Here is a 15,270-nt window from a genome sequence, read left to right on the forward strand (position 1 = left end):
CCATGGCCGAGAATGCCGCGATATTCCCTGTTTCCGGAGTGCCTGATGTCCGTTACCGTTCTGATTGTCGATGACAGCAAGCTGGCGAGAATCGTCGCGGGAAAGGCCCTCGCGGAACTGCAGCCGGACTGGCGGAAGATCGAGGCCGGCAACGCCGGTCAGGCGCTGGAGCTCATCGCGGAACAGCCCGCCGACGTCGCGCTGATTGATTTCAACATGCCGGAGAAGGACGGGCTTGAACTTGCCGCCGAGTTGCACGTTCTGCGACCCGATATGCCTATCGCCATCATCACTGCCAATATCCAGGACGAGATCATAGCGCGCGCGCGGGAAATCGGCGCCGCTTTCGTCGCCAAACCCGTGACGCCCGATGCTCTGGAACCCTTCCTCTCGGGGGCCGCACTCCGTCTCAGATCGCAGCGCGCGTGATTCCTGAAAGCATTGTGCTCGCCGAGCTTGAACGCGACGCACTGACCGAAATCGTGAATATCGGCGTCAGCCGCGCGGCATCCAGCCTGCGCAAGATGATCGGCGACCAGGTATTCCTGTCGGTGCCGTCCATCGAAGTGGTGAGCCAGAAGCGAGCCGCGCGGCTCATCAGCGAACGTGAAGTGACCGATCTGGTTGCCGTGCGTCAGGATTTTTCCGGCCCGTTTTCCGGCCGTGCGTTGCTGATCTTTCCCGAGACGAACAGTCTGGAGCTGGTGCGGGCGGTGACCGGCGGCGAATTGTCCGCGCAGGATGTGCTCGACATGGAGCAGGAGGCGCTGGCTGAAACCGGCAATGTCATACTAAACAGCTGCCTAGCGACGATGGCGAACATGCTTCGTCGCTCGCTTACCATGACCATTCCGGAGGTTCTGCGCGGAACCGGGGCCAGCCTGTTCGAGGTGAGCGAGGACGGCAAGACGGACGGGCTCGTCCTCTTTCTTTATATCGATTTCGCGGTGCGCAGCCGGGACATTCGGGGCTATATCGCGATGATCATGGACCTGCCGTCGCTGGCCATGTTGAAGGAATTACTGGGCGAGTTTATAGAGCGCGTGGTGGGAGAGGACGGCATCTGACCGTGATCAAGCCAGAACAGATCGGCTCCATCCTCGCGGCGGCAGGCGCCAGTGGAACCTGGGATTGGGACATTGCGGCCGACCGATTGTCGGTCGATGCGCACTTCGCGGAACTCTTCGGCCTTGATCCGCAGACGGCGAACGACCTACCGACCAGCGCCTTTTTCACCGCCATCCATCCGGAGGACCGCGCCCGTATCCGCATCGCCGTGGCGGGCATCCTGTCGGGCGCGGAACTCTTCTCCAAGGAGTTTCGCGTCGTCGATCCCGTCGGCGTCCCCTTGTGGATGCACGCGCGGGGGCAAGGCCATCTCGACGAGAATGATCAGCCGGTGCGGTTCACCGGCATCCTGGTCGACGTTACCGAACGCAAGAGGACAGAGGAGCGCCTTCGCGTCGCCCAGAGCGCAGGCGGTGTCGGCACTTTCGAATATGTCGACGGCTATGCCACGACTGCGGTTTCCGATGAATTCTGCCGGTTGCTGGGCCTCCACCCTGCCCCCGTCCTGCCCGTACAGACGATCAACGGCGTGTTGCAGGGGGAGAATGCCCTCCTCATCCCCAGCCACCGCGAGGGCGCCATTCCCGATGGCCTCGACGCGGAGTTCTGCATTCGGCGAAACGACGATGGTGCGATGCGCTGGATAGCACGGCGCGGCGAGATTGTGCGCGAAGGCGCCGGCTATCGCCTGATCGGCGTCATCTATGATGTCACGGCGGCCAAAGAGAACGAGGCCAAGCTGCGCGAATTGAACGATACGCTGGAAAGCCGGGTCGAGCAGGAAGTCGCTAACCGCCAGCAGGCGGAGGACGCGCTGCGACAGGCGCAGAAGATGGAGGCTGTCGGCCAACTCACCGGCGGCATCGCGCACGACTTCAACAACCTCCTGATGGCGATCACCAGCAGCCTCACGCTCCTTCAGAAACGCATTCCGGCCGATCCCCATACGCAAAAGCTGATCGAGAATGCCCAGCAGGGTGCGGAGCGCGGGGCCGCCCTGACGCAGCGCATGCTGGCATTCGCCCGTCGTCAGGACCTGGCATCGGAGCGTATCGACGTGCCGGTGCTGGTCAATGACGTGCGCGAACTGATCGAGCGCACCCTGGGCCCGGCATGGTCCCTCGACCTGCAATTCCCGGACCATCTTCCGGCCGTTCTGGCAGACAGCAACCAGCTGGAGCTGGCCTTGCTGAACCTGACCGTCAATGCCCGCGACGCCATGCCGGAGGGCGGCACCATCAAGGTGGTTGCCCAGTGCCGTGAGGCGAAGGACATTCCGCCTGACGGCCTCTTGGCGGGCACCTATATAGGCCTGTCGGTCATCGATACCGGCAGCGGCATGGATGAAGCGACGCTGGCCCGCGCAACCGAGCCCTTTTTCACGACGAAAGGCATCGGCAAGGGCACTGGCCTCGGCCTTTCCATGATCCATGGGCTAGCCAAGCAACTGGAGGGCGGATTTACACTGGATAGCATTGTCGGGCGCGGCACCAGCGCAACCTTGTGGCTGCCTGCTGCCGAACCGGACGCTGCGCCGGCGGCACCCCAGCGCGAAAGCAGGGCATCCTTCGCCGGAAAGCTGAAGATCCTGGTCGTGGACGATGATTTCCTGATCCTCATGAATACCTCCGCCTTGCTGGAGGATTTGGGGCATGAGGTTCTGGAAGCGAATTCCGGCGCGGAGGCTCTTGCCCTTGTCCGGCAGTATCCGGACATCGACCTGGTCATCACAGATCAGGCGATGCCACAGATGACGGGAACCCAATTGGCCGACCATGTCACGGAGATACGGGCGGACATCCCTATCATCCTTGCCAGCGGATATGGTGACGTACCAGCAGGCTCCCAGCAGCGGATCGTTCGATTGGGCAAACCGTTTGGACAGACTATGCTTGATCAGGCCATTTCTGCGGCCATGGCTGGATAGCTCCCGGCGCCCCTTATCGGTCGTTGAAGCGCCCGCATCTCGTTCTCAGGTACGGACGGTCAGCTACTCTGTTTGGCAACAAGAAGTTCGCCTTCCAAACCAATGCCTCTATCCAAACCGGCGCCAGCAAAATGCCGACTCTCGGGCTGGCGAAGCCTCCAGCCGGCCGGCCGCGCGATCGGGACGAAGGAAGAGAGTGGCGAGACTACGCCATCGTGCGCTGCAGTGGCGCACGATGGCGATAGGAGTAGGTGTCGGATCAGAAACGGTAGCCGATCGAGCCCATGATGTTGCGCGGAGCCGCCACGAAGCAGTCGCCGCGCGCCAGGCAGGATGCGTACTGGATCTCGTTGAGCAGGTTCGTCGCGTTGACCGAGAAGCGCCAGTTCTCCCACGAGACTTCTGCAAGAGCATCGACGTTCGTGCGCGAGGGCGTGACGATGGACCAGATCGCGCTGGTCGAGCGGCTCTTGCCATTATAGGTGACGCCCGCACCAAGGCGTAGCTGCGCGTCGCCCGGGATGCCGAAGGTCTTCGTCGTCCATGCCGAGGCGACATGCCGCGGCATGTAGTCTAGATTGGTGTCGGTTTCCGACTTCAGCTTGTTGTAGCCATAGTTGAGCAGCAGCTGGAAGTTGCCCGGCAGCGTGTGGCTCGCCTCGACTTCGATGCCCTTGGTGTTCAGCACGCCCGATTGGGTGGTCGCGTTCTCCGCCAGATAGAGCACGCGGTTCTGCTCCTTGATCTTGAAGGCGGTGACGGTGACCAGGGTGTGCGGCTCGGGCTGCCACTTGACGCCCGCCTCGTACTGCGTGCCGGTCAGCGGCTTGTAGGGATCGCCGGGGATGCCGCCGGGCAGCATGATGGTGCCGGCCTGCGGCAGGAAGCTCTCGGTGTAGCTGAAGAAAGGCGAGAAGCCGGCGCCCAGTTCGCCGATGATGCCCGCACGGAACGTGGTGGCATTGTCCTTCTGGCCCGAGGAGCCGGTCACGCGGTCGCGGCGGGCGCCGACGACGACCGAGACGCGGTCGAATGCGCGGATCTGGTCCTGCACGTAAATGCCAAGCTGCTTTTGCGATTCATAGGCGTACGGGCCGGAGGGATCGTAAGTCTGAAGCGCATCGTAATTGATGTCGTAGATGTCGATCTTTTCGATACCGTCGAAATGGGGGGTGCCGTTTGCGTCGTAGGTGATGCCGGGCGTCGCCGCATAGCGCTTGCCCACCTTGTTCCAGCTATAGTCGATGCCGACGAGCATGGTGTGCTCGATATTGGCACTGGTGTTGAACTTGAACTGGACGTTGTTGTCCGTCGAGAAGACGTTCATCCGCGCGTCGCTGGCATCGGCATAAAGGCCGATGGTGCGGCCATACGTGCCGTACTGGGCATAGGGCAGGAACGGATCGGTCGGGTTGGAATAGCTGTCGGCGTAGTGGGTGTTATATTCGAGGTCACTGTCGATGTAGCGGGCCTTGAGACTTACGCGGACGCTGTCCGAGAAATTGTGAGTGATCGCGGCCCCGCCCTGCAGGGAGCGACCAGCGTAGCGGTCCCAGCCTGCGTTGCCGACGAAGGTGTAGGGATCGAGCTTGCCGCTCGGGTTGGCAGCATTGGGCAGGAACGTGCCGACGATCGGCAGGAACTGCGAGGTCGAGCCGGTGTCGTCCTCCTGATAGAGCCCGGTCACCACGACGTTGGTGTCGGGCGTGGGCTGCCAGCGGATCGAAGGCGCGAACATCACGCGGTCGTCGGGTACGTGATCGACGTAAGTGTCGGCGTCGCGCACGCGCGCCACGGCTCGGATCGCAAGATTGTCGGCCAGCGCGACATTGATGTCGCCCATGGCTTCCTTACGGTCGTAGCTGCCGTAGACGACATTGAATTCGCCGCCTGTGCGGAATTCCGGCGTCTTGGAAACAAGGTTGACGATACCGCCGATCGAACCCTGGCCGAACAGCACCGAAGCCGGGCCGCGCACGATCTCGACACGCTCGAAGTTGTAGGGGTCCGAGGTGATGCTCGCGTAGTACGAGAAGACGTCGCGCATGCCGTCGCGAAACTGCAGGGCATTGATGCCGCGCACGCGGAAGCCATCGACGCGGGTATCGCGGCCATAGGCATTCGCGAGCACACCGGCGGCATACTTCACGGTATCGCTGATGCTGATCGCGCCTTGCGAGAGATACTGCTCCGAGGTGATGACGGTGAGCGGCTGAGGCACTTGAATCAGCGGCGTTTCGGTTTTGGTACCCGAAATGCCGCCAGTAACGATGATCTCGTCACCGTTTGAAGCCGCGCCCGCATTTTCGGCCGCCGGTTCCTCTGCATGGGCGGCAACCGCCGTCGTCATGGCGAATACTGCAGCAGTGCACAGCGCGATCGAACGAACGGAAAACATAAACACCCTTTTGCGACTGAGTATCAACAATCGCGTGGCTACCGCTATTGCGACTTATTGGCAATATAAGGACGATCAGTCGCGAGAAGTTGTGCCATTTAGGCAACATTGAAGGGTGTCTGGCGATGGGTTGATCCTGCGCGAGCAATTGGAAGAATATTGAAACGACCTTTCCCGGACGCCCAGCGCCATATTTTCGGTTCACAGCTGCGGACGTTCCGCTTTCCCGGCAGGGGCAAACGGCTCAAGTCGTTCCGGCACGACCGCTCGCATGTCGGCTTGCGGACGACTTCGGCATGCCCTTCGCTTTCCTGCCGATCTTTATGGTCAGAAATTCGGGGATCGCCTAGGATCAGGCCGCATCAGCGCGGACACCGGCTTACGACACCCATTGGTCGAGGGTTTCCTCTGAGATCGTGGAGCGCACCTATCGGCGCGCTGAGCCGCAGGCCCCTTGTCCATTACGAGGTTGTGAGCGGAGTTCACGAGACCAATGTGCGAGAACGCCTGCGGGAAGTTGCCGAGTAGGCGATTGTCCTGCGCATCGTATTCTTCTGCAAGCAGACCCAGATCGTTCGCGAGCCCGATCAACCGCTCGAACAGATCGCGGGCATCTTCCAACCTGCCCGAAAGCACATAGGCATCGACGAGCCAGAAGCTGCAGGCAAGAAATGCGCCTTCCCTGCCGCCCACGCCATCATCGGCGCTGGCGGTGGAATAGCGCTGGACGAAGCCGCCCTGCAGCAGTTCGCGCTCCACCGCCGCAATCGTGCCCTGCACGCGCGGGTCGCTGGGGGGAAGGAAGCCGAATTGCGCCATGAGCAGCAGACTCGCGTCCAGGGTCTTCCCGCCATAATACTGGACGAAGCTGTTCAGTTCGGTGTCGAAGCCCTGATCGCAGATTTGGTCATGGATCATCTGCCGCACTTCGCGCCAGCGTTCGACCGGCCCTTCAAGCTCGAACCTTTCGGCGGTTTCGATCGCGCGATCGAATGCCACCCAGCACATCATCCGCGAATGCGTGAAGGCCCGCGCCGGGCCGCGCACTTCCCAAATCCCGCGATCGCGGCGTCTCCCAGACTTCCTCAACGTGATCAAGCAGCACCTTCTGCAACCGCCACGCTTCGTCCTGCGGCTGCAATTCGGCATCGCGAGCGGTATGAAGGGTGTCGATTAACTCACCATAGACATCGAGCTGCATCTGGTCAGCCGCGCCATTGCCCACCCTCACGGGCTTGCTGCCTTCGAAGCCCTGCAGCCAGGGAATCTCGAACTCGGGCAGCCAGCGCTCCCCGCCAAGACCATACATGATCTGAAGCTGCTCCGGCGCGCCTGCCACTGCGCGCAGCAGCCACTGTCGCCAAGCCTCAGCTTCCTCGCGATATCCGGCATTGAGCAATGCGTAGAGCGTCAGCGCTGAATCGCGCAGCCAGCAATACCGATAGTCCCAGTTGCGCGCGCCCCCGATGGCTTCTGGCAGGGACGTGGTTGGTGCCGCCACGATGCCGCCTGTGGCCTTGTAAGTGAGCATCTTCAGGGTGATGAGCGAGCGGACTACCGGATCACACCAGTCGTCGGGCATGTCATTGATACTGCCGCTCTTCACCCACTCCCGCCACCACGTTGCGGTCCGCTCGAGCGCCTCGTGACGATCCGTGATGAAATGCGGCATCTTGTTCGAGGGGTGATAGGACAGGGTAAGCGGAACGCTCTCGCCTTCCGCTACGGTAAAGCGGGCTGCCGTGCGCATATCGCGGTTCTCGAGCGCAAGGCTGGTATGCAACTCGACCGCATTGGGCCCGGCAACGGCGCTGATGCCATAGTCCTTGCGTGTCACCCAGGGGATTGCCTGTCCGTTCTCGAAGCGCAGGATGAACTCCATGTCCATCTCCACCGCACCCGAGATGCCCGTTACGATGCGGATCACATCGACATGGTTCTCCATTTCACTGATCGGCATGAAGTCTGTCAGGGTCACCACCCCGGTCGCGGTCTCGAAGCGGGTCTCGATGATGCCGGTGTCCGAGAGATAGCGCCGGGTTGCCCTGGTTGCGGTATCAGCCGGAGCAATCTTCCACCGTCCGTTCTCTGACGTGCCGAGCAGGGCAGCAAAGCAGGCCGGCGCGTCAAAGCGTGGCAGGCAAAGCCAGTCTATGGACCCGTCGATACCGACGAGGGCAGCCGACAGCATGTTCCCGATCAGACCGTAATCCTCGATGCGGTTCGCCATGCCCTCACCCACCATGCGCGAAGGAGGGGTAGTCGGTCATGCCGCCATCGACGAAGACGGTTGTGCCGGTGATATAGCCGGCAACGTCGGAAGCAAGAACGACGGCCATCCTGGCGATGTCTTCCGCTTCTCCGATGCGACCAAGAGGGATCTTGGTGAGGAGATCCTTGTAGGTTTCCGGATCGCTCCATACCGCCTTGTTGATGGGCGTGCGGATCGCGCCAGGAGCGATGCACAGCACCCGCACGCCATGGGGAGCAGCCTCCTGCGCCAGCGACTTCGACATCATCGACACGCCGGCCTTGCTAGCCGTGTACGCGCTGTAGCCGGTCCAGGCGATCACCTCGTGAACGCTGGAAGTATTGAGCACTACGCCGGACTTCTGCGGGACCATGCGCTTCAGTGCAGCGCGGGCGCAAAGGAAAGCCCCCTTGAGATTGATGTCGATGACCTTGCCCCAGGCATCGGGTTCAGCTTCCCAGCCCAGTGCGGCGTGGCCATCGATCCCGGCATTGTTCACCAGGATGTCGATCCCGCCCCAAGCCTCGTCGATCTCCTCGAACATCGCCTCGATCGCTTCGGCGTCGCTGATGTCGGCCATCAGTCCCAGCGCCTTGCCACCGGCTGTCACGAACTGCTTCACCAGCGTGTCGGTCTCTTCAGGATTGACGAGGTAGTTGATGGCTACGCAGGCGCCTTCGGCAGAAAAGGCCTTGGCGATGGCCGCACCGAGCCCGGAATTGCCCCCTGTGACCAGGACGCGCTTGCCCGTCAGGTCTATGTCCATCGCTCTCCACCTCGCATGCTAAGGGCCGTTTGAATCCGTTGCAATTAAAAGCGAATATCGATGATCGAGGTTCCGCTGGGGGAACGGCCATAGTCAGCAGTATGAGGCTCGACGGGTCGGCGGTGCTAGTTAGATCCACCCCCGCCATTTGAACCAGATATAGGGCAGCAGACCCGATACAAGACACAGGATCAGCGCGTAGGGATAGCCCAGTTCCCAACTCAACTCTGGCATGTTCCTGAAATTCATGCCGTAGACGCCCACGACAAGAACGGGCGGGACACCTACGACTGAGGCGACTGTAAGTACCTTCACGACATCGTTCTGCTCAATGCTCAGAAAAGCGGCAGCAGCGTCCTGAAGCAGCTGGATGCGCCCTTCAAGACTGGTCTCGAACTCATCGAGCGAGTTGATGTCATGCCGTATGGAATCGAACCGCTCTTGCATGAGCTGATCAAGGTCCGGTGTGCAACGATCCAGAATGAAGCTGACCATCCGGCCGAGGCTGAGAAACGCATAGCGCACGCGCGATGCCTGATCGCTGGCCCGCCCTACATCACGCATTATCAGACGTATCTTGCGGGTTTCCCGCTTAAGCCCGGGCCGTTCCTCTTCTTCAAAGAAGAGCAATTGCGACGCTTTGGATACGACTGCTGACGCCTGTTCCAGATGATCGGCAGCCCGACCGACAATGTCCTCGAGCAGCGTTGCCAGCACACTTGCTGCGCTTACGTCCACGTCGTGCCTGAGCTTTTCACCGACCGCATCGAACGGTTCCAGATAATCATATCGCACCGTGATCAAGGTATCGGGGGTCAGGATGAAGCCGGTTGGCGCATTGCTCCACTCCCCGGCGCCGGTACCCGAAATCAGAGCCGCGCTCATATAGAGGACGTCGCCATCTGCGCGTAGCCGGCTCGAAGCCTGGATCTCGCTCAACGCTTCGCGGGCCGGCAGTTTCAAACCACATCGCTGCTCGGCAATGGAGCGCTCATCAGGGTCAGGCGAGAGCAGGTCGATCCAGACGCCACTCGCGCCACTCTCGGCTTCTGGGAACGATCGCAGCATGGATTGATCCTAATCGCCCTGTTAGAAACGGATGCGGCCCTCAGGCCATGCTGAGTGCAAGGCATTCGATCATGAGCACGCCTGATGATTGGGAACTACGGTCAGACAGTTTTGTTTCTGTTCTGTAACAATGTCGTTGTTCTTGGAGAGGCAATCATGGGTAAGGGAATTGTTCTTTGGCTGCTCGGCATTCCGCTGCCGATAATCCTGCTTCTCCTCCTGTTCTGGCACTGACCATGGTTGAGCCTGCACATCCGCACGTCAATCCAGAACTTTACCCCAGCGGGGCCCCTGCTGGCGAACCCGGATCAGCCATATCATGGTCTGCGATCCTGGGAGGTGTGATCGCCGCCATCTCCGTCACATTGGTGCTCATGATCCTGGGATCCGCCTTTGGACTGGGGTCTGTATCCCCATGGCCAGGCGTCGGGGCAAAAGGCTCCGCATTTGCGATCGGGGCCGGCATCTGGATGATCGTGACTCAATGGCTGGCCTCGCTCAGCGGCGGCTATCTTGCAGGTCGTTTGCGCACTCGCTGGCACGGTCTGCATAGCGACGAGGTGTTCTTCCGCGACACCGCGCATGGCTTTCTAACCTGGGCGACTGCAACGGTCTTTCTTGCTCTCGTTGCCGTTCTTGCGGGCGCTCTTGCCAATCCAGCTGTTCCCACGGTCGATATGGAAAGTACGCATGCAGCCGCCGATGCGATGAGAGAGGCGGCGGTGACGTTGGCTGGCTTTACCGGACTGTCCCTTGTGGTTGGCGCCTTTATCGCCAGCGTAGCCGGTGCTGTCGGGGGCAGGCTGCGAGATCTTCATCCCTGAGTGCATGGCGCTGGACGATTCCCTTAGCCGATATCAGCGGGCCTCGGTTTGACGGGTCGCCCCCGACCCGCTTCCCCGCGTCGATTGACAGAAAGGTGGAAAGTTGCCGCGCCTTGGCGTGTTCGAAGGTGGAAAGGGCTACCCGACATTTCGAGTTCCTGGATCCAGTTGCTAGGTTGCCCGATTTCCCAGGTTGTCCCGGCGCTGGCACCGATAAGCGCGATGCCGATCGCGAATTCCCGAAAGCCTGCTTACAAATCGGATCAATGATAAGCCCTAGGGCGTAGACTCATTACCCTTGGCACCAGAGACGTGCGCAAATGAGCTTGATGGCCGCGAGATAGTTGGCAGCGTCCTTGTCATATCGCGTGGCGATGCCCCTGAACTGCTTGATCCGATTGAAGAAGCGCTCGACGAGATTACGCTGGCGGTAGAGCCATGACGAGAAGCCGAAGCGCTGCTTACGGTTGGAGCGGTTGGGAATGTTGGCCCAGATGTTTCGGGCCGCCGCTATCACATGTTCATTCTGCCCATGTCGGGCAGATGGTAGAGTTTCACTACCGTTGGCATCCATATTACGGCGGCCGTTTTCGGTATGAAGGCCGCGAGGATCGGGCCAGTGGTGCGATTGTCCGGGTAGAGATCAGGCCGGGCGAGATCATTCAGGTTTCGGAGTGGATGCTGGATAGGGCGTTTTGCGCTGGTATGGCGATGGGCGAACCGCGGATTGCGGTGACTGGCCTCGTGGAGCTTCATAGACTGCTTACCGATCGCGGTTTCAGGCAGACTTCGTCGGATGGTCTCACCCCCATCCAGGAGGCGCCCTGTGAAGGCATTACCACCACCCTCGACGTTACCGATGCTGGCCCGTCAGTTGAGCATGCCGCTCGATATGCCGCAGATTCGGGGCCTGACCGACGCGGAACGCAGCACGGTTGTCGCCAAGTTGGCGACCCTCCTGATGGCGGCGGCCGGCGTCGCGGCGAAGGAGCCGAGCGATGACGGGCAATAATCTCATTCCGGCCACGGTGCTTAATCGCAAAGCTGTCGTCTACGTTCGGCAGTCCACCTCGGGCCAGGTCCAGAACAACCTGGAGAGCCAGCGGCGTCAATATGAACTTGTCGATGTTGCGCGCCGCTGGGGGTTCCGTGATGTCGAAGTGATCGACGATGACCTCGGCCGTACCGCCAGTGGCGCTGCCGACCGCCCTGGTTTCGAACGACTGGTGAGCGGCCTGTGCACAGGTATGGTCGGCGCGGTGCTGTGCCTGGATGCATCGCGCCTTTCCCGTAATGGTCGAGACTGGCATCACCTCCTGGAACTGTGCGGCCTGGTGGAAGCGCGCGTGATCGATCTCGATGGCGTGTATGATCCTTGTCGACCGAATGATCGCTTGTTGTTGGGCATGAAGGGCAGCATCAGCGAGTTTGAGCTCGGCATTTTGCGAACGCGCATGCTCGACGCGGCGCGCGCTAAAGCACGACGGGGGGAACTGCGCCTCAGTGTTCCGATCGGCTATATCTGGCACCGCGATTATGGTCTGGGGCTTGATCCTGACCTTCGGGTGCAGGAGGCTATCCGCCTTATCTTTTCGCGCTTCCGCGAGCTTGGTAGCGCCCGCCAGGTGCTGATTTCGCTCACCACGGACAATTTCCATTTCCCCCGTCCTTCTGACGGGCGCAAAAGAGTGTCCTTCGATTGGGTGCCGCTTCGCTATCGGAGCGTCATTTCGATCCTGAAGAACCCGTTCTACGCTGGGGCATACGCCTATGGCAAAAGTGAGAAGCGGACAGAGATTGTCGATGGCAGGGCTCGCAAAAGCTACGGCCACGGCAAGCCTTTTGGAACGTGGGAAGTGCTGCTCCGGGATCATCATGAAGGCTACATTGATTGGAGCGAGTTTGAGAGGAACCAGAGCCTTATTGCCGTTAATACCTTTGCAAAGAAGGGCGGCATCAAATCTGGTCGTGGCGGCCAGGCTTTGCTTGCTGGTCTGCTCACCTGTGGCCGATGTGGAAGGCGGTTGTCTGTTTCCTATAGAGGGCGGCCAAGCCATCCCTATTATCAATGCAAAAGTATCAACCAAATGCTGGCCAAACCCCGATGCATGACTTTTGGCGCGTCTCGGATCGACCCTGCTATTGGCAAAGAAATATTGAGCGCCGTAACGCCAATGGCAATCGAGGCCGCAATGGAAGCTGACCGGGCGCATCGGGATAATCTGGAAGAGCGACATCGCATGATGGAGCTGGACTTGCAGCAAGCGCGATACGAGGCGTCTCTTGCTGAGCGCCGCTATGCCGCTTGCGACCCTGACAACCGCCTGATCGCTGCTCAACTTGAGAAGAGTTGGGAATCCGCGCTCAGGCGCGTGGAAACCTGTGAAGCTGCTTTGACGCAGGCAAGACAAATCGACGCAGGCATCCCAATCCCCGATTTCGCCGGCATTGCCACTGACTTGGAGGCTGCTTGGAGCGCACCAAACGTCGATACGCGGTGTCGCCAGCAACTCCTGCGCACTCTCGTGACTGATATCGTTGCCGATGTTGACGAAGAGCAACGTGAAGTCATTTTGACGATCCACTGGAAAGGTGGTCAACACTCTCAGCTGCGTATTCGCAAACCGAACCCTGGCGAACATGGCCAGAAAACGCCGGATGCTGCCCTCGCTGTAATGCGGTCCATGGCCACCCGATGGTCCGACGCCGACATTGCCGCTACTCTGAACCGGATGGGAATGCAGACCGGGCAAGGAAAAACGTGGACCGCACGCCGTGTCGGTGCACTGCGCACGGTCCATAAAATCCACGGATACCGATCTGCTGAGAAGAATGGGGAGTGGCTCACACTGACCGAAGCCGCGAAAAAGCTTGGGGTTACGGCCCATCGCGTCCGTCGACTGATCAAGGAGGGCGTGCTCCCTACCGAACAAGTTGTACCGGATGCGCCGCACCAAATCCGAGCCGCAGACCTGGAAAAGGACGAGGTGATCCAGTTTCCGCGTTACAGAGGCCCGTGTCGCATTAAAATGGAAAACCAAAAGTCCCTGTTTCCGGACGTTTGAAGAGGAGGTGCATAATGAACCAGTCGTTGCCGCCTCGCGAATGGCGGTGCTGTCATAGCCTTTGTCGCCGAGCAGGGTAGCGCCCTCGGGGATGGCCTCTATCAGCGCTTCAGCTTCGCACGCATCATGGACCTGCCCACCCGTCAGTCGCAGGCCGACAGGACGCCCATAAGCGTCGACAAGAGCGTGGAGTTTGGTCGTAAGACCGCCCCGGGAACGTCCCATGCCATGATCGCTGCATCCCCCTTTTTGCCCGTCGCACCGTGCTGGTGGACGCGCATGCAAGTAGAATCGATCATCACCAACTCGCCGTTGAAACCGGCGGAAACCGCCGCCAACAATCGGTCCCACACTCCGGCCTTTCGCCAGCGGATGAACCGGTTGTAGCAGGTCGTCGATGGACCATAGCGCTCCGGGACCTCTGCCCACGGCGCACCAGAACGGAAACGCCAGAGTATTCCGTTCAGCACCCGGCGGTCATCGACGCGGGGCACTCCACGCGGCTTGTTGGGCAGCAACGGCTCGATGATGAGCCATTCCTTGTCCGTCAGTTCATATCGCCGCCGTGTCATACGCCCTCCGTTTCCGAAGGCCGCCTGAATCACGCCAAGGCCAACAACTCAACCCGGTTTATGAGTTCACGCCCTAGTAGCCGGCGTGTCTGGATCAAACCGGGCTTATCGTACGATTCCCGCAGGAAACCATCGCCGGCCTCGACCGGGCGGCAACTGCAGATAGGACACGCATGACGGATCGCCGTATTGCAATCGATGCCGCTGACGGGTCGATGGCCGCGCTGTTTTCCATCGCTTCGCTGGCGCAGGTTCTGATGGCGAAAGGTGCGCTTGCGCCGTCGCAAATCGACTTGGCTTTTGCATCGGCAGCCTCCTCGTGTCGTGCAATTGGCATCGATGGCGGTTCGCAGCTTATCGAGTTGCTTTTCCCGACAGTGGCGAGTCCTATTCTTGGTGGCCTCACCGGAGCAACGGCAGCGGATATGCGCCAGTAATTTCGAGGTTATTTAGCGGAAACGTGGTGTTGCCCGGGTTATCGGGAACATTCCCACCGGCCGCTCGCTCCAGTTCAAAGCAACAGGAGGATCCCATTATGAACATTAAGGTCGCCGCCGGATAGCGCTGATCGTCGTGCTGGCCTCTGGCACGAGCGCGTGGTCGCATGGCGCCACGCGGGGCGGTCTGATCGGCGGTGCGGGCGGCGCGGCTGCCGGAAGTGCGACGGGTCTGGGCACAACTAAAGGTGCTGTCGTGGGCGGAACAGCAGGCGCCATCATCGGAGACAAGGACAGGTAAGCTCGAATCCAGGCGCTGCAGCAGCTAGGGCCTGCATCTTCCAAGATGTCGGTCTGTCCACGCTCAGTGCCAGTTTCAGTGGCGCACCACCTTTCTTTGCCGTTCAGATTACTATTGTTTCGTACCTGCTCGTTGGCGCGGTGGGCATCGCTCGGGCCGCGGTCATCCTCCGCTTTGGCCCTAACCCGGCATACGTGAAATCGCGGTGGCTTACGCTTGGCTCGATCTTTGCACCCTGCTCATGGATGTTCTTGACATTCGGCTTTGGGCTCTACGTCGCGGATTTCAGCAATTATGACGCCACGTACGGGTCGCTCGGCGCAGCTATGGTACTGCTCACGTGGCTGTATTTTTCGGCCTACGTGCTTTTGCTGGGTGCCGAGCTGAATTGCGAGTTAGAGCGGCAGACATCGAGCGACACACCACTGGGGGAGAGCAGCCGTTAGGAAAGCGCAAGGCCTACGCCGCAGACACGGTGGTTCATACCGGCTGACGGGTTAGCCGGAGTCGACAGCTTTGGGGAGTTGCGTCGCAGCAGTTGCGCGGCCTGAACGACGCCTAGAAGCCCTTACTACAGTCGACCCATTGCAGAC

11 protein-coding genes and 3 pseudogenes are annotated in these 15,270 nt (G+C 60.5%); 8 read left to right on the forward strand and 6 right to left on the reverse strand.

The window, feature by feature from the left end; translation table 11 throughout:
• Nucleotides 1-45: 45 nt before the first annotated feature.
• From BES08_RS28310 to BES08_RS28320, 3 genes are read left to right on the forward strand one after another with little or no spacing between them, the layout of a single operon-like run.
• Nucleotides 46-429, forward strand: coding sequence for a response regulator (locus tag BES08_RS28310; RefSeq protein ID WP_008829074.1), 384 nt, complete (start codon nucleotides 46-48; stop codon nucleotides 427-429).
• Nucleotides 426-1,067 (forward strand): chemotaxis protein CheX, encoded by a 642-nt coding sequence (locus tag BES08_RS28315; protein WP_037518441.1) that lies wholly within the window; start codon nucleotides 426-428, stop codon nucleotides 1,065-1,067. The genes BES08_RS28310 and BES08_RS28315 overlap by 4 nt, the downstream gene beginning before the upstream one ends.
• 2 nt (nucleotides 1,068-1,069) lie before the next feature.
• Nucleotides 1,070-2,995 carry a hybrid sensor histidine kinase/response regulator gene (locus BES08_RS28320; protein WP_069710037.1) on the forward strand — a complete coding sequence of 642 codons (1,926 nt, stop codon included), beginning with the start codon at nucleotides 1,070-1,072 and terminating at the stop codon, nucleotides 2,993-2,995.
• Between the two features lie 259 nt (nucleotides 2,996-3,254).
• Here the strand turns inward: BES08_RS28320 and BES08_RS28325 are convergent, their stop codons facing one another.
• The 4 genes and pseudogenes from BES08_RS28325 to BES08_RS28345 all read right to left on the reverse strand — a co-directional run bounded on the left by BES08_RS28325 (nucleotide 3,255) and on the right by BES08_RS28345 (nucleotide 9,478).
• Nucleotides 3,255-5,393, reverse strand: a complete 2,139-nt coding sequence (locus BES08_RS28325; RefSeq protein ID WP_069710038.1) for a TonB-dependent siderophore receptor — start codon at nucleotides 5,391-5,393, stop codon at nucleotides 3,255-3,257.
• 327 nt (nucleotides 5,394-5,720) lie between these two features.
• Nucleotides 5,721-7,623, reverse strand: a pseudogene (locus tag BES08_RS32335) (glycoside hydrolase family 15 protein).
• A gap of 4 nt (nucleotides 7,624-7,627) precedes the next feature.
• Nucleotides 7,628-8,410: a glucose 1-dehydrogenase gene (locus BES08_RS28340; protein ID WP_008829278.1), complete on the reverse strand. Its 783-nt coding sequence runs from the start codon at nucleotides 8,408-8,410 to the stop codon at nucleotides 7,628-7,630.
• Nucleotides 8,411-8,539: 129 nt separating this feature from the next.
• Nucleotides 8,540-9,478: a CorA family divalent cation transporter gene (locus BES08_RS28345; protein ID WP_008829277.1), complete on the reverse strand. Its 939-nt coding sequence runs from the start codon at nucleotides 9,476-9,478 to the stop codon at nucleotides 8,540-8,542.
• 341 nt (nucleotides 9,479-9,819) lie between these two features.
• On the opposite strand from BES08_RS28345, the gene BES08_RS28350 reads away from it, so the two are divergent.
• The gene (locus tag BES08_RS28350; protein ID WP_069710041.1) at nucleotides 9,820-10,302 is read left to right on the forward strand and encodes a hypothetical protein; all 483 of its coding nucleotides are present in this window, start codon (nucleotides 9,820-9,822) and stop codon (nucleotides 10,300-10,302) included.
• Nucleotides 10,303-10,594: 292 nt separating this feature from the next.
• On the opposite strand, the pseudogene BES08_RS34350 reads toward BES08_RS28350, so the two are convergent.
• Nucleotides 10,595-10,804 (reverse strand): annotated as a pseudogene (locus tag BES08_RS34350) (transposase); the annotation flags it as partial.
• Between the two features lie 357 nt (nucleotides 10,805-11,161).
• On the opposite strand from BES08_RS34350, the gene BES08_RS33805 reads away from it, so the two are divergent.
• Both BES08_RS33805 and BES08_RS28360 read left to right on the forward strand, forming a co-directional pair.
• A complete protein-coding gene (locus BES08_RS33805; RefSeq protein ID WP_197524514.1) occupies nucleotides 11,162-11,314 on the forward strand; it encodes a hypothetical protein in 153 nt (50 codons plus the stop codon).
• Nucleotides 11,301-13,367, forward strand: a complete 2,067-nt coding sequence (locus BES08_RS28360) for a recombinase family protein (RefSeq protein WP_069709873.1) — start codon at nucleotides 11,301-11,303, stop codon at nucleotides 13,365-13,367. The genes BES08_RS33805 and BES08_RS28360 overlap by 14 nt, the downstream gene beginning before the upstream one ends.
• Before the next feature lie 27 nt (nucleotides 13,368-13,394).
• On the opposite strand, the pseudogene BES08_RS28365 reads toward BES08_RS28360, so the two are convergent.
• Nucleotides 13,395-13,939, reverse strand: a pseudogene (locus tag BES08_RS28365) (IS5 family transposase); the annotation flags it as partial.
• A 173-nt stretch (nucleotides 13,940-14,112) separates the two neighbouring features.
• Between BES08_RS28365 and BES08_RS28370 the strand changes: the two are divergent.
• Both BES08_RS28370 and BES08_RS32345 read left to right on the forward strand, forming a co-directional pair.
• The gene (locus tag BES08_RS28370) at nucleotides 14,113-14,376 is read left to right on the forward strand and encodes a hypothetical protein (RefSeq protein ID WP_008829275.1); all 264 of its coding nucleotides are present in this window, start codon (nucleotides 14,113-14,115) and stop codon (nucleotides 14,374-14,376) included.
• Between the two features lie 354 nt (nucleotides 14,377-14,730).
• On the forward strand, nucleotides 14,731-15,123 hold the full coding sequence (locus tag BES08_RS32345; protein WP_420873478.1) for a YihY/virulence factor BrkB family protein: 393 nt from the start codon (nucleotides 14,731-14,733) through the stop codon (nucleotides 15,121-15,123).
• The last annotated feature ends 147 nt before the right edge of the window (nucleotides 15,124-15,270 follow it).

The sequence above is a fragment of the Novosphingobium resinovorum genome (genome assembly GCF_001742225.1).
Taxonomy (GTDB): Bacteria; Pseudomonadota; Alphaproteobacteria; order Sphingomonadales; family Sphingomonadaceae; genus Novosphingobium; species Novosphingobium resinovorum_A.

What these genes read in the sequence shown, in the direction of transcription:
- BES08_RS28325 (WP_069710038.1), bottom strand. Translation starts at nt 5,393, where the DNA reads ATGTTTTCCGTTCGTTCGATCGCGCTGTGCACTGCTGCAGTATTCGCC.
- BES08_RS28340 (WP_008829278.1), bottom strand. Translation starts at nt 8,410, where the DNA reads ATGGACATAGACCTGACGGGCAAGCGCGTCCTGGTCACAGGGGGCAAT.
- BES08_RS28345 (WP_008829277.1), bottom strand. Translation starts at nt 9,478, where the DNA reads ATGCTGCGATCGTTCCCAGAAGCCGAGAGTGGCGCGAGTGGCGTCTGG.
- BES08_RS28310 (WP_008829074.1), top strand. Translation starts at nt 46, where the DNA reads ATGTCCGTTACCGTTCTGATTGTCGATGACAGCAAGCTGGCGAGAATC.
- BES08_RS28360 (WP_069709873.1), top strand. Translation starts at nt 11,301, where the DNA reads ATGACGGGCAATAATCTCATTCCGGCCACGGTGCTTAATCGCAAAGCT.
- BES08_RS33805 (WP_197524514.1), top strand. Translation starts at nt 11,162, where the DNA reads ATGCTGGCCCGTCAGTTGAGCATGCCGCTCGATATGCCGCAGATTCGG.
- BES08_RS28370 (WP_008829275.1), top strand. Translation starts at nt 14,113, where the DNA reads ATGACGGATCGCCGTATTGCAATCGATGCCGCTGACGGGTCGATGGCC.